The sequence below is a fragment of the Bacillus sp. G16 genome (assembly GCF_021282335.1).
GTDB classification, from domain to species: Bacteria; Bacillota; Bacilli; order Bacillales; family Bacillaceae; genus Bacillus; species Bacillus inaquosorum.
In genome coordinates this window covers 82,880-96,023 of record NZ_JAJSOZ010000012.1, presented here as the reverse complement: position 1 = coordinate 96,023, position 13,144 = coordinate 82,880, and the positions used below count along the sequence as shown (strand labels likewise).

The 13,144-nt window shown below is 45.8% G+C and carries 13 protein-coding genes; 3 read left to right on the top strand and 10 right to left on the bottom strand.

What is annotated here, in order from left to right:
* Positions 1 to 28: 28 nt before the first annotated feature.
* Both LWH95_RS15875 and LWH95_RS15870 read right to left on the bottom strand, forming a co-directional pair.
* The gene (locus LWH95_RS15875) at positions 29 to 1,186 is read right to left on the bottom strand and encodes an ABC transporter permease (protein ID WP_232919956.1); all 1,158 of its coding nucleotides are present in this window, start codon (positions 1,184 to 1,186) and stop codon (positions 29 to 31) included.
* Entirely contained in the window at positions 1,183 to 1,893 is a 711-nt protein-coding gene (locus LWH95_RS15870; RefSeq protein ID WP_148982179.1) for an ABC transporter ATP-binding protein, read from the bottom strand. Before LWH95_RS15870 ends, LWH95_RS15875 begins: the two co-directional genes overlap by 4 nt.
* A gap of 287 nt (positions 1,894 to 2,180) precedes the next feature.
* Here LWH95_RS15870 and LWH95_RS15865 point away from each other — a divergent pair, with 287 nt between their 5' ends.
* On the top strand, positions 2,181 to 2,402 hold the full coding sequence (locus LWH95_RS15865; RefSeq protein ID WP_003152337.1) for a DeoR family transcriptional regulator: 222 nt from the start codon (positions 2,181 to 2,183) through the stop codon (positions 2,400 to 2,402).
* A 120-nt stretch (positions 2,403 to 2,522) separates the two neighbouring features.
* Here LWH95_RS15865 and LWH95_RS15860 read toward each other — a convergent pair whose 3' ends face one another.
* Together LWH95_RS15860 and murJ are read right to left on the bottom strand one after the other, a co-directional pair.
* On the bottom strand, positions 2,523 to 3,242 hold the full coding sequence (locus tag LWH95_RS15860; protein ID WP_133486417.1) for a pseudouridine synthase: 720 nt from the start codon (positions 3,240 to 3,242) through the stop codon (positions 2,523 to 2,525).
* A 68-nt stretch (positions 3,243 to 3,310) separates the two neighbouring features.
* Positions 3,311 to 4,945 (bottom strand): lipid II flippase MurJ, encoded by a 1,635-nt coding sequence (murJ, locus tag LWH95_RS15855; RefSeq protein WP_003237946.1) that lies wholly within the window; start codon positions 4,943 to 4,945, stop codon positions 3,311 to 3,313.
* 205 nt (positions 4,946 to 5,150) lie between these two features.
* On the opposite strand from murJ, the gene LWH95_RS15850 reads away from it, so the two are divergent.
* Positions 5,151 to 6,413: an NAD(P)/FAD-dependent oxidoreductase gene (locus tag LWH95_RS15850; RefSeq protein WP_232919965.1), complete on the top strand. Its 1,263-nt coding sequence runs from the start codon at positions 5,151 to 5,153 to the stop codon at positions 6,411 to 6,413.
* 187 nt (positions 6,414 to 6,600) lie between these two features.
* A complete protein-coding gene (gene opuD / locus LWH95_RS15845) occupies positions 6,601 to 8,139 on the top strand; it encodes a glycine betaine transporter OpuD (protein ID WP_080429050.1) in 1,539 nt (512 codons plus the stop codon).
* A 36-nt stretch (positions 8,140 to 8,175) separates the two neighbouring features.
* On the opposite strand, the gene LWH95_RS15840 is transcribed toward opuD, so the two are convergent.
* From LWH95_RS15840 to rmgP, 6 genes are all read right to left on the bottom strand, one after another.
* Positions 8,176 to 8,358, bottom strand: a complete 183-nt coding sequence (locus LWH95_RS15840) for a sporulation protein Cse60 (protein WP_003223398.1) — start codon at positions 8,356 to 8,358, stop codon at positions 8,176 to 8,178.
* A 67-nt stretch (positions 8,359 to 8,425) separates the two neighbouring features.
* Positions 8,426 to 9,094 (bottom strand): YesL family protein, encoded by a 669-nt coding sequence (locus tag LWH95_RS15835; protein WP_232919955.1) that lies wholly within the window; start codon positions 9,092 to 9,094, stop codon positions 8,426 to 8,428.
* 21 nt (positions 9,095 to 9,115) lie between these two features.
* On the bottom strand, positions 9,116 to 10,402 hold the full coding sequence (locus LWH95_RS15830; RefSeq protein WP_232919954.1) for a Gfo/Idh/MocA family oxidoreductase: 1,287 nt from the start codon (positions 10,400 to 10,402) through the stop codon (positions 9,116 to 9,118).
* A 12-nt stretch (positions 10,403 to 10,414) separates the two neighbouring features.
* Positions 10,415 to 10,918, bottom strand: a complete 504-nt coding sequence (locus tag LWH95_RS15825; protein WP_232919953.1) for a lipoprotein YteS — start codon at positions 10,916 to 10,918, stop codon at positions 10,415 to 10,417.
* Positions 10,915 to 12,036, bottom strand: coding sequence for an unsaturated rhamnogalacturonyl hydrolase (gene rmgQ / locus LWH95_RS15820; protein WP_148982245.1), 1,122 nt, complete (start codon positions 12,034 to 12,036; stop codon positions 10,915 to 10,917). Before rmgQ ends, LWH95_RS15825 begins: the two co-directional genes overlap by 4 nt.
* A gap of 7 nt (positions 12,037 to 12,043) precedes the next feature.
* Positions 12,044 to 13,009 carry a polygalacturonan/rhamnogalacturonan ABC transporter permease gene (gene rmgP, locus LWH95_RS15815; protein ID WP_019259219.1) on the bottom strand — a complete coding sequence of 322 codons (966 nt, stop codon included), beginning with the start codon at positions 13,007 to 13,009 and terminating at the stop codon, positions 12,044 to 12,046.
* Positions 13,010 to 13,144: the final 135 nt, after the last annotated feature.

Here is a 13,144-nt window from a genome sequence, read left to right as displayed (position 1 = left end):
AAACCCAAACGCCAGCCGTTTGGGTTTTTCACGTAAACAATAAAGAGACAGCGGCCGCTAAAAAACAGCAGGTGACAAACGCATAATGCAGCGTGTGTATACAGCTTTTTCTGGCCCGGTAATACTCATCACTTTCCTTATCGGCTCCAATTAAAATAGGCGCATCCATCACTTTGTCAAAGATAAGCGTAAGGATATAACGGCAAACGATTGTATACACCAGCAGCGCAATCAGCTTCAGCCAAATCGGGGACATAAAGATTAGAATGATGAATGCTGACAACAGCATGTACATCCGCCTCGTATACTCGCCATTCCTCAGCATGACTTTAAAAAACAATTCCTTATAGCCAGTGCAGACCGTTCGACTTTTAAATATCCTTCTTGAATTCCGGTATAATAACGGTTTTCTTCTCATCCTGTCTTTCACTTTCGGGAATCCCGCCTCCTGGCTCATCATCATCACAAGCCCGGCAAGCGCAAGCCTGCTTTTTTTCTCTTCAGTCACCTCTGCTTCAAAAGCCGAGAACGAAGCTGCCTTTGTCAAACCGCGGACGAATGCAACAATCAAAAACAAAATGCCAATGAGCGTAAGCAAACGCCACTCAGTGAAAACGATCAGGACAGCAGAACCAGAGAAAAGAACAGCTCTGAGAAGAATTTCGGCAATCCGTTTCGAAATGGAGCGCGGCTTTCTGATCCTGTCTTGCTTTAAGGATAAAAAGAATGTATGAAGGCCAAACAGGTAACACAATAGAGCAGTGCCTTCTGCCAATGTGATATGAACAGAATGACTGATAAAGGGAAGGACAATGAAAAAGAGCAGCAGCCATTTGGCCAGCGTGACCAAAAAAGAATACACCAGCGCATGCCGTTTTAGCTGATAGATTATCTCTTTCTTTTGCAGCAAAAACACTTTGTCCGCTTCCATTAAAAACGTATGGATCGAGCCTGTACACACGATCAGCACGCATACAGCGTACAGCCATCTCCATTCCAACACCTCAGACCACTCATAAAAAAGGCCTCTTCCGTTCATCAAATCAAAATACTGATAGATGACAAAAGCAAGCGCCGGCAAAACAATGTAGAGAGCGACTGTCCAGTCAATGACCGCATGCAATACCTTAAACTGATACCTGTAATAGTCAAGCAGCCTTCGAAAAAAGAGCGATCGGCCGTTCATAACCGATCACCTTGGACTGCCTGATAAAAACAGTCAAGCAATGACTGCTCCTCTGATCCAGTCTGCTCCTGAATATCTTTTAACGTGCCTTGGAGAAATAAAGATCCTTTCTCAATCATGTAAAACCGATCGCAAATTTTTTCTGCCGTATCGAGTACGTGTGTGCACATAAGGATGCCGGCTCCCCGTTCTTTTTCAGCCTTAAGCATGTCCACAAAGCGTTTCGTCGATATCGGATCAAGTCCGATAAATGGTTCATCGATCACATACATATCCGGCTTAGAGAGAAAAGCCTGTATAAGCATCAGTTTTTGCTGCATGCCTTTTGAAAAAGTGACAGGCAGCTCATGCATAACATGATCAAGCGAAAACGTCTGCAGCAGGCGTTCGGCCCGAGGCGCAAATTCACTCTCCTCAATACCGTGCAGCGTGCTGATCAGGTCCAAATGCTCCCACAGCGTCAGTTCTTCGTAAAAGGACGGATGCTCCGGAATATATGCAAATGAACAGTCATTCCAGGCAATATACCCTTTAAAGTCTTCTGAGAGGCCGAGTATCGCCTTGATTGCGGTGCTTTTTCCGGCGCCGTTAGCTCCGATTAACCCGACAAGCTCGCCTTTTCCGACTTCCAAAAACACATCGGTGAGCACTTTTTTTCGGCTTGTGTACCCGGCCTGCTCTATCGAAGCTTCAAGTAATACTGTCAAATCTCACCCACCTCCAAAATTTACTACGAAACAGAATAAAAAAAGTTTCTTTAACCATAATAATATTGAGCCGAAATACATAGTAATCCAACAAGGATGGCTGCCCAACTAAAATTGGAAAAAATTAATAGGAGTTATCCCTAGATTCATCACTGCGATATCGTGTATAATGAGGGCGAATTATCTAAAACAATAGATGTCTGCCTTTGTTGCTATTTCGTACGCAGTTGATAGTCGTGAGTTGTGGTTAGTCAAGTCCATCCGATCTTATGATAGGGAGTGGTTTTTTGAAACCTTCAACAAACCGTATGCTAACTCGAATCAAATCAGTTTACATGTTTATCCAAGAGAAAGGTCTTGTGACAACACAGGAACTGGTTGACGAATTCGGCATTACACCTAGAACGATTCAAAGAGACTTAAATGTGTTGGCATACAATGATCTTGTTCATAGTCCAAGCCGTGGCAAGTGGGAGACAACGAGAAAGAAAGTAAAGATTACCTCATAAATTTGAAAAATTACATAGGGCCGCCTGAGAGCGGCCTGATAGATACGGGGCGAAGAAACTTCTGAGCCTTGTTTTTGTGTGCTTATAAATAAAACCCCGCATTCGGTATGCGGGGTTTTTTCATGCTTGCGGCTCGTTCAGCCACTTAAGTTCTTCATCTGTAAGCTCACGGTATTCTCCCGGCGCCAGGGCAGGATCCAAGGAAACACGCCCCATCGAAAGCCGCTTCAGATAAATCACTTCATTGCCGACAGCCTTAGCCATCTGCTTGACCTGATGGTATTTTCCTTCTGTAATCGTCAGGTATATCACGGTATTGCCGTTGTCGTTTGCTTTGATTTCCGCTTTTGCCGGCTTTGTTTTATAGCCGCCTTCTATGTAGACACCCGCTTCCAAATCGGAGATGTCTTCCGGCGAAACCTGTGATTTTAAATGGACTTCATACGTTTTTGGAACATGCTTTTTAGGCGATAGAAGCCGATGTGCAAGCTGGCCGTCGTTTGTGAGCAGCAAAAAGCCCTCTGTATCTTTATCAAGCCTGCCTGCCGGAAACGGCTCAAATCTCATCTCTTCCGGCGTCAGCAGATCAACCACTGTTTGCTGCCGGCTGTCCTCAGTAGCCGACAGCACCCCCTGCGGCTTATTCATCATGAGATAAATGAACTCCCGGTAATCAATCGGTTCTCCGTAAACGGTTACCTCCTGCGTATCAGGATCAACGTGCGTCTTTACATCTTTGGCCGGTTTGCCGTCAACCATGACAGCCCCCGCCTTCACAACGGCTTTGACTTCTTTTCTGGAACCATATCCGCTGTTGGCAAGCAGCTTATCAAGCCTCATTCCTAATCTCTCCTTTATAAAAGAAAGCCCGCAGCATGCGAGCCCTCTATTTCTTCATATCTTGTTCATCAGCCGGCATGTCTGCCTCTCTTTAAGAAACCGGGCAAACGGCGGCCTAATATTTTCTGCAAAAATCCTAACCGGTAGGCGCAATACAGGTAGACAGCTCCGCCAACAGCGGCCGCAATCACCACAACGATCGCAGCTTGCACCTGACCATCCTGATAGGAAATAAAGAAGCTTAATACCCACTGCACGATTTTCACGGCTATACCCATAATGGCTGACAAGACAAGCATCAAAACAGTCCGTTTGACTAATATCTTATACGAATAGCCTGCATGGCGCTTAATCATGATAAATCCGTATAAAAGCGAAGCGATATATCCAAGCGCCGTTGCTAAAATCGCACCGTCAGCCTGCATCAGCTTGATCAGCGGAACATTCAGCACAAGCTTGATCACAACGCCGATCACAAGGCTGACAACCGCAAATTTTTGTTTATTGATTCCTTGCAGAATGGCTGCGTTGACCGTAAACAAAGAGAACAAAATCGCAACTGGCGAATACCAAAGCAGAATGTCTGCCCCCAGTTCAGGATGCAGGCTTTCTGACCCGTAAAAGAATGTATACGTCGGCCCTGCCAATACAGAGATCCCGACAACAGCCGGAATAATTAAAAACAGGATCGTCTGCATCGTTTGGTTAATCTGCTGATTCAGCAGTTTATAGTTTCCGCTTGTAAACGATTCAGTAATCGTTGGAATTAATGTCAGTCCGAAAGCAGTTGCAAGGGAAACCGGGATCATCACGAGCTTCTGCACATACAGGGTAAGAATCGCCATCATGTCCTGGCTGATGGCTTGATTGCCGGCTTCAATCATTGCTTTGTTAAACGTATTTGTATCAATATAGTTATACAAAGGGATGGCTAGTCCGACAAAAACGTACGGAGCGGCATAGCTGAACAGCTCGAGGAACATTTTCTTGTAGCTTAAGTTTGCTGTCGGCCCCGTATTCGGCATCATCGCCAATAGGTTGCCCTTCCGTTTGTTCCAATAAATATACAGCACGATCAGTCCTCCGAAGGCGCCGATCAGCGCTGCGAAGGTCGCATAACCGACAGCGATTACAAGGCCGCCGTTGAAAACCTTCAAAATTAAGAATGTCGCACTTAATAAAAAGATGATGCGGACAATCTGTTCAACGACTTGGGAAACGGCTGTCGGCCCCATCATTTGGTGCCCTTGAAAGAATCCCCGGACAAGGCTCATAATCGGCACGACCAAAAGCGCTAAGCTGACCATGCGGATGACATAAACGACATGGTCAATTGTCAGGCCGTTATTATCCTTGCCTCCCAGCGATATTTCCGCAAAAATCGGCGCTGATAAATACAGAATGAAGAAGGCAATCATTCCTGTGACAAGCATAATCGACATGCCCGCCTTGAGCATTTTTCTGCTTGTTTCATAATCCCCTTTGGAATTATATTTGGAAACAAATTTAGAAACGGCAGCAGGAAAGCCCATCGTAGCAATATTCAAAAATAAAGTATATTGGTTGTATCCGTATTGAAATAATGCACCGCCTGTCGCTCCGACCATAATGCTGAAAGGAATTAAATAGACCATTCCCAGAATCCGTGATATATATGTACCGAGCGTTAACACAAACGTGCCTCTTAACAGTTTGCTTGACATGTTTCTTCATCACCATTTTCTACGAAGATTCAACTTTTCTATTTTACCACAACTGGGCATTTAGACGGTAATAAATACAAAAGCAATCTTGTGAACGATTCAGGTTCGCGGCAAAAGACGTTTAAGGAGAGGCTTTCTTTCGCTATAATAGTACTGCGGACGGGGTGTTCGCATACGAAATGGAAAAAGAAAGTTGATGATAAAGATGAAACAGTATGACGTAATCGTAATAGGCGGAGGCCCTTCAGGCTTGATGGCTGCAATTGCAGCAGGAGAACAGGGCGCTGATGTTTTGCTGATAGATAAAGGAAATAAATTAGGACGAAAACTCGCGATTTCCGGGGGCGGCCGCTGCAATGTGACGAACCGCCTTCCTGTGGAAGAAATTATTAAGCACATCCCCGGCAACGGGCGGTTTTTATACAGCGCGTTTTCTGAATTTAATAACGAAGACATTATCAAGTTTTTTGAAAATCTCGGCATTCAATTGAAGGAAGAAGATCACGGCCGGATGTTTCCTGTGACAGACAAAGCCCAAAGTGTCGTTGACGCGCTGTTAAACAGGCTGAAACAGCTCCGCGTAACGATCAGAATGAACGAGAAAATTAAATCTGTCATATATGAAGATGGACAGACAGCAGGGATTGTGACGAATAACGGCGAAATGATCCATAGCCAGGCAGTCATTATCGCTGTCGGCGGTAAAAGTGTGCCTCATACCGGAAGCACGGGAGACGGCTATGAATGGGCTGAAGCCGCAGGCCATACTATAACAGAGCTGTTTCCGACAGAGGTTCCTGTCACATCTTCCGAACCGTTCATTAAGCAAAAAACACTTCAGGGTTTATCACTAAGAGATACCGCTGTCAGTGTGTTAAATAAAAAAGGAAAACCGATCATCACACATAAAATGGACATGCTGTTTACCCATTTCGGCATCTCGGGACCTGCCATTCTCAGATGCAGCCAATTTGTCGTAAAAGAGCTGAAAAAACAGCCTCAAGTGCCGATCAGAATTGACTTGTATCCGGATATCAATGAAGAAACGCTATTCCAAAAGATGTACAAAGAACTGAAGGAAGCACCGAAAAAAGCCATTAAAAACGTACTGAAGCCTTGGATGCAGGAGCGCTATCTCCTATTTTTGCTCAAAAAAAACGGCATCTCTCCTAACGTATCGTTTTCTGAGCTGCCGAAGGACCCTTTCAGACAATTTGTAAAGGACTGCAAGCAGTTTACCGTTCTCGCAAACGGCACGCTGTCTCTTGATAAGGCATTTGTTACGGGTGGCGGGGTATCTGTAAAAGAAATTGACCCGAAAAAGATGGCATCTAAAAAAATGGAGGGCCTGTATTTTTGCGGCGAAATCTTGGATATCCACGGCTACACAGGCGGATACAATATTACGTCCGCCCTTGTAACAGGCAGACTCGCGGGGCTCAATGCCGGACAATTCGCCCGTTCTTAACCATTACTTTTTAAACTCTTACCATAAACCGAACATTTGAACATTATCCGCATTCATGTTAGGGTGGGACTTGTTTTGTTTCACCTGATTGCGGGGTAATTTTAAGAGAGGGATGATCTGCCAGCGTACGACCATACTAAGCCTACGAGCAAGATATAGGCGTACACAAAAATTTAGAGGGTGAGAAATTTTGAAACATATATCTAGTGTATTTTGGATTGTGATTGTTATCACAGCTGCAGCTGTATTGTGGGGCGTTATTTCTCCTGACAGCCTGCAAAACGTGTCTCAATCCGCACAAGCATTTATCACCAATTCATTTGGTTGGTATTATCTTTTAGTTGTCTCTTTGTTTGTCGGGTTCTGTCTCTTTTTGATTTTCAGCCCGATCGGAAAAATCAAACTCGGAAAACCCGATGAAAAACCGGAATTCGGGTTATTATCATGGTTTGCCATGCTGTTCAGCGCAGGCATGGGAATCGGCTTAGTATTTTATGGTGCGGCTGAACCGATCAGCCATTACGCAATTAGCTCTCCATCAGGTGAAACAGAAACCGCCCAAGCCTTCAGAGATGCGCTCCGCTATACGTTTTTCCACTGGGGTCTGCATGCTTGGGCCATTTATGCCGTCGTGGCATTATGCATCGCCTATTTCCAATTCCGTAAAGGCGCTCCCGGATTAATCAGCAGCACGCTGTCACCGATTCTCGGCGATAAAGTAAACGGCCCGATCGGCAAATTGATTGACTGTATTGCTGTTTTCGCCACTGTTGTCGGGGTGTCGACGAGTCTTGGTCTCGGTGCAACCCAAATTAACGGCGGTTTGAATTACCTGTTCGGCATTCCGAATAACTTTGCCGTTCAATTTATTTTAATTGCCATTGTGACAGTGCTCTTTTTACTTTCTGCGTGGAGCGGACTCGGAAAAGGCATTAAGTATCTGAGCAACATCAACATGGCATTGGCCGGATTGTTAATGCTGTTTATGCTCGTCGTCGGGCCTACTGTGCTGATTATGAACTCATTTACAGATTCTATCGGACAATATATTCAAAATATCGTTCAAATGAGCTTCAGACTGGCACCGAACGATCCTGAAAAACGCGAATGGATTAACGGCTGGACAATTTTCTATTGGGCATGGTGGATTTCCTGGTCACCATTTGTCGGCATTTTCATCGCCCGTGTGTCCAGAGGCCGGACGATCCGCGAATTTTTAATCGGCGTCTTGGTGACACCTTGTATTTTGGCATTTCTATGGTTCTCTATTTTTGGCGTATCAGCCATGGATCTTCAGCAGAAAGGTACGTTCAATGTGGCAAAGATGTCAACTGAAACGATGCTGTTCGGAACACTTGATCACTATCCGCTGACAATGGTGACATCGATCCTTGCATTGGTTCTGATCGCTGTATTCTTTATCACATCTGCTGATTCAGCGACATTCGTGCTGGGCATGCAGACGTCGTACGGTTCATTAAACCCGGCGAACTCTGTGAAACTCAGCTGGGGCATCATTCAGTCCGCCATGGCGGCTGTGCTCCTATATTCCGGCGGGCTTGCCGCTTTGCAAAACACAGCGATTTTGGCAGCACTGCCGTTTTCTATCGTCATCCTGCTGATGATTGCCGCTCTCTATAAATCACTCTCAAAAGAACGAAGAGAGATCAGAAAAGCGGAGAAAATCGATAAACCGAGAAGTCCAAGAGTGAAAAAGGCTTATTAACAAAAAAGATCTTTCCGCGCCCGCGGAAAGATCTTTTTATTTGCGATATAAAATAAGGGCGGAAAAACAGTAAAGCTGCTCGCCGTCTGGGTCGCACGCCGCCGAAACCGTATATTTGATATCAATCAGCTGCTCCTCCGATATCCCTTTTAGAAATGAATTGATTTCCGTCTGTAGGTCTTTTTCATGCTCTTCATCAAATACCGCTACCTTCAGCATCTTATCCGCTCTCCTTTCTCTACCAATCTATTCCGTTTGGAACAGCATTATGATAGAGAAATCTGGATCACCTCGTCTCCGGATAAAAAGCTTCCCGTATATGGCGTTTCTTCTGCGGCCCGCCGTGTTGCTGCTCCACTTTCAGCAACACGGCATAAACCATTCGCATATGACAGTAGCTGATCAGGCTGACGCTGAAAAAAGGGACAATGCCGGGCAGGTACGCAAGCAGGAAAAAGAGAGCGACAGTCAGCGCAAGCATGACGAGCGTATATTGCAAATACGCCACACTGAGCAAGAGCGAAAACTTCACATACAAACGTTTTTTCCAATCAAAATGGACAAGCAAAGGAAATACATAAAAAAGCATGGATATGAACAAAAATCCAAATATCATAATGGCAAAGCGAAGGACATGCAGAAGGAAACGACTCGGATAAATAAAGGCCAAATCGATATAAATGATCAATCCGATAACCGCCAGTACAGCGCCGATCAGATTAGAACGGAGAAATTCAGCCTTGTATTCCCGCCAAAAAGTCTGCAGCACAGGAACGTTGTCCTGCCCCTGGATCCATTTCCGCATGACAGCGAATAAAGCTGCGGTCGCGGGCATGATGCCGAACACCCCGAGACCGATCATCGTAAAAAACAGCCAAAGCAAGTTTGTATACGCAAATCTCATGACCCACTCGCAAAAGCGCAGCACCCGTCCCATTGAACCATCATGCTCCACGGCGGCCCCTCCTTTTCTGCATTATGCATTTTGCATCTGAAAAAGCCTCTTAATGTTGATCGGCTTCTTTTCGGCAACAGAGCGCCATATCCCCTCACCGACCGCGATGGAGTAGGCCCCTGCTTCAGCCCCAGCTAAAATGTCATAGCGGCGCAGCGGATCTTTTCCTAAAAAAAGATCTTCAAGCAAAAGCGGATCGCCTCCGCCGTGTCCGCCCTCGTTTTTGACCACCTGTATGGTCTGCTTTGATTCAAAAAGCGGATAGTATTCAATCGTCTGCTCAGGAAAAGCAAACGGAATTCTGGAAGGCTCGTGAAATTCATTTGATTCGATACGCCCTTTTGTGCCGTTGATCGTCAGCCGGTAGCCTTCATACGGGGCGGAGAATATGATCGAGTAGCTTAAAAGCGCGCCGCCGTCATATTTGACCGCCGCCACGTACGTATCCTCGATGTCAATCTCCTCATCAAAAATACACGCGTCTGGCCTGTATGCAGTATACAAGCTGGACTGATCTCCCGCTTGGAGATGATCATCCTTTACAGAAGCTGCGGAGGAGCGGGGATGCCATCTTGAATAGTAATGGCATTTTTCTTTAACCCGGCACGTCCCGCAAAAACGCCCGTCTTCTTCCGGCAGCGGGTTCCACTCACTGTCCGGCCCATAGTAATTCAGTGCGCCATAAGCAAATACCTCCGCCGGATTTTGCCCGAGCCACCAATTGACGAGGTCAAAGTGATGTGTTGATTTATGGACAGAAAGACCGCCTGAAAATAGCCTCGAGCGGTTCCAGCGTTTAAAATAGCTGGCGCCGTGATACGTATCAATATACCAATTCAAATCAACAGAGGTTATCCTGCCTATTTTTCCGTCCAGAATCATTTCTTTAATTTTCCGATGAAACGGGCTGTAGCGGTAGTTAAACGCGACGATGACTTTCCCTTTGCTTTTCGCCTCCGCCCCAAGCACCCGATTCGCATCCTGCACCGTCGTCACCATTGGTTTTTCTGTAATCACATCCGTATCCCACTGAAGGCTTCTTAAGATATATGTGACATGTGTGTCATCCCTGCCTGTCACAATGACGATATCAGGCTTTGAAACGCGCATCATTTCATCAAAAGCGTCTTCGTTAAACTCCGGCACGCGGGCAAGCTCGGGAAACTTCTTTTTGCAAACGGCAAAACGTTTTGGATCGGCATCCAGCAATCCCGTAATCTGATAATGTGCTGAAAACCGCTCCATCAGCGGTTTGATAAACATACTGAGAGCTCTGCTGCTCAATCCGCAAATGACGATGTTTTTCAATGGTCCTCACCTCTATCGGACTTCAGTTAGTTGAGAAATCAGCTGCAGCGCTTCCTCTGTTTTTGTAGCGTACACAGGGATAAACGCCGCCATATTGCGATTCAATCGAAAAGAATAGCCGTTCAGCTGTTTTCCCCCTTTTTCAATCTGAACGGCATAGACTGTTTTTTCTCCCGTTTTTTGATCAACAGCTGTATAAGGAGATGTTTTGTCCAATGGCAATTCGTCTAACGGCTGAAAATTTTCCGGATCATCGTAAGCTTGAAACATGTCTTCAGGCACGATGAAGACATCTCCCTCATGAGCGGTGATTTCAGTCAGCAGTTTTTCCGGATAGGCTGGAAAGATATCCACCTTCCCGGCCATCTGCTCAGCGGCCTCTTTTATTTTTTCCTGTACGCCTGCCCGCATATCAGAAAAGAGGATGACATGCATTCCGTCCGACCTGCTTGAGCATGATGCCAAAAAGAGGACTGAGACAATCACACACAAAGCCGTACGTATACCTGTCATCATTTCTCTGCTGACCTAAAAAGAGTCTCCAGCTCTGTCATAGCCAAAATAAACGCACCGGCCCCGTGCAGATCGTTTGTGCTTCTTTCGCGGCTGACATAATAGTCATAGAAACCGGCTGACGTTCCGACACATATATCTTTGACGAGAAACGCACCGTCTTCTGCCGTTTCGGTTTTATGCTGAATCAAGCCTTGATACGCTTTTAAAAGTGTTGTTTCGTAAGCTCTGTCTAGATATCCTTTATTGATTCCTTTTGCGATTGCGTACATGTACAGACAGGATCCTGAGCTTTCCAGCCAGTTATCGGACCTGTCGCCCTTATCAACGATCTGGTACCATAACCCCGTCTCCTTGTCTTGATAGCGGCAGATGCTTTCAATCATGTCCTGCAGCGTTTTTTTCCACACGTGACGGTTTGGATGCTTCTTCGGCAGCTCTTCAATCATGTCAGCAAGAGACATGACGTACCACCCGATGGAACGCGCCCAGAATTCCGGAGAACAGCCTGTCTCTTCATTGGCCCAAGGCATTTTTTTCGCTTCATCCCAGGCGTGATAAAAGAGTCCGGTTTTTGAATCCTTCGTATGCTTTCTCATTAGCGACTCCTGCAGCACGACCTGATCAAACAGCTCCGGCTCCTGCTTCAGATTCGCATATTTCAGTGCGAACGGCCCGCCCATATATAAGCCGTCAAGCCACATTTGATAAGGATAGCCGTCCTTATGCCAAAACCCTTGTTCAGACGTCCGGTTCAGCGTTCCATATAAACCGCGCAGCCTTTTTGCCGCGTTTACATACCGTTCATCCTTCGTATGCTCGTATAATGGAAAAAGAATAAGTCCCGCTTGAATGGCGTCCAGCTCATCCCTTCTGAATAATAGATTGCCATAATCATCAATTAAGAGATCTGCATAGGCCTTCGCATACTCAAAATACCGCTTTTGCCCGGTTGCTTCCCAGAGCCGCAATACACCGCATAAGAAAACACCCTGATGGTAGTGCCAGCGGTTTGCAGGCGGCAGCTCCTCCACTGTGTACGTGTTCATAATGGTTTTTGCCAATGCCTCCGCGTACGTAAGAGGCGATTTTACAGCGATTGATTGATCCATTGATCCCATCCCTTTCTTAATAGATTCCTTCCTCGCCAAATTTCTTCGCCAAACGATTCGCAAGCATGACCAAAATCAGCCCGACCGCCGCTTTAAATACGCCGACCGCTGTACTGTAGCTGAACTGGCCCTGTTTCAGCCCTGCAGTGTAAACGTACGTATCAAAAATTTCCGCCACTTCCCTGTTTGTCGCGTTTAACAGCAAATACACATGTTCGAAGCCAAGCTCCAGCGTGTCTCCGATTTTTAAAATCAGCAAAACGACAATAACGCTTTTAATGGCGGGCAGCGTAATATGCCACATTTGCCGCAGCCGTCCCGCTCCGTCCATTTTCGCCGCTTCATACAGCTGGGGGTCAACCGCTGTAATGGCTGCCAGATAAATGATCGTCGACCAACCTGCTTCCCTCCAGATGACCTGCAGAATATACAGGGGCCGGAACCATTCTTCGTTCAGCAGAAAGTTGATTTTTTCGCCGCCAAAAAACACAATCAGTTCATTAATCAAACCTCCGTCTACTGTTAAAAGCACAAACGAAAGCGATACAACAATAACCCAAGACATAAAATGCGGGATATAAATCAGCGTCTGAACAAATTTTTTAAAGAGAGCGATCCGCACTTCGTTTAATAGAAGCGCCAGCAAAATCGGCACCGGGAAAAATATAACCAGGTTCAAAGCAAATAACACGAGCGTGTTTTTTAACAGGAGAAAAAATGTAGGCTCAGTAAACAGCCTGATAAAATGCTTCAGCCCGACCCATTCACTGCCCAAAATGCCGAGAAACGGCTGATAATCCTGAAACGCAATCACAATTCCCCACATCGGGACATATTTAAAAAGCAAAAAATAAATACACCCCGGCAAAATCATCAAGTACAAATATTTCTGCTGGATCAGCTTACTTAGTAAGCGCTTTCTTTTTTCTTTTTTAAAAATGACTGCATCAACAGCCGGCGCTTGCGCTTCTGCTGTTTTCATCTTTTCCAAGCCTCCTTTCACGGGTTCTTGCATTCACTGTAGCGCAGCAGGCAAAAGTCCGTCTACAATCATATGATCACATCCTGCCTTATCCCTTTATGATCAAGGGTTCAGCCATTCCACCTGAAAAAAAGA

Coding starts and splice junctions, on each gene's coding strand:
- LWH95_RS15850 (WP_232919965.1), top strand. CDS start 5,151: ATGAAACAGTATGACGTAATCGTAATAGGCGGAGGCCCTTCAGGCTTG.
- murJ (WP_003237946.1), bottom strand. CDS start 4,945: ATGTCAAGCAAACTGTTAAGAGGCACGTTTGTGTTAACGCTCGGTACA.
- LWH95_RS15860 (WP_133486417.1), bottom strand. CDS start 3,242: ATGAGGCTTGATAAGCTGCTTGCCAACAGCGGATATGGTTCCAGAAAA.
- rmgP (WP_019259219.1), bottom strand. CDS start 13,009: ATGAAAACAGCAGAAGCGCAAGCGCCGGCTGTTGATGCAGTCATTTTT.
- rmgQ (WP_148982245.1), bottom strand. CDS start 12,036: ATGGGATCAATGGATCAATCAATCGCTGTAAAATCGCCTCTTACGTAC.
- LWH95_RS15840 (WP_003223398.1), bottom strand. CDS start 8,358: ATGCTGAAGGTAGCGGTATTTGATGAAGAGCATGAAAAAGACCTACAG.
- LWH95_RS15825 (WP_232919953.1), bottom strand. CDS start 10,918: ATGATGACAGGTATACGTACGGCTTTGTGTGTGATTGTCTCAGTCCTC.
- LWH95_RS15875 (WP_232919956.1), bottom strand. CDS start 1,186: ATGAACGGCCGATCGCTCTTTTTTCGAAGGCTGCTTGACTATTACAGG.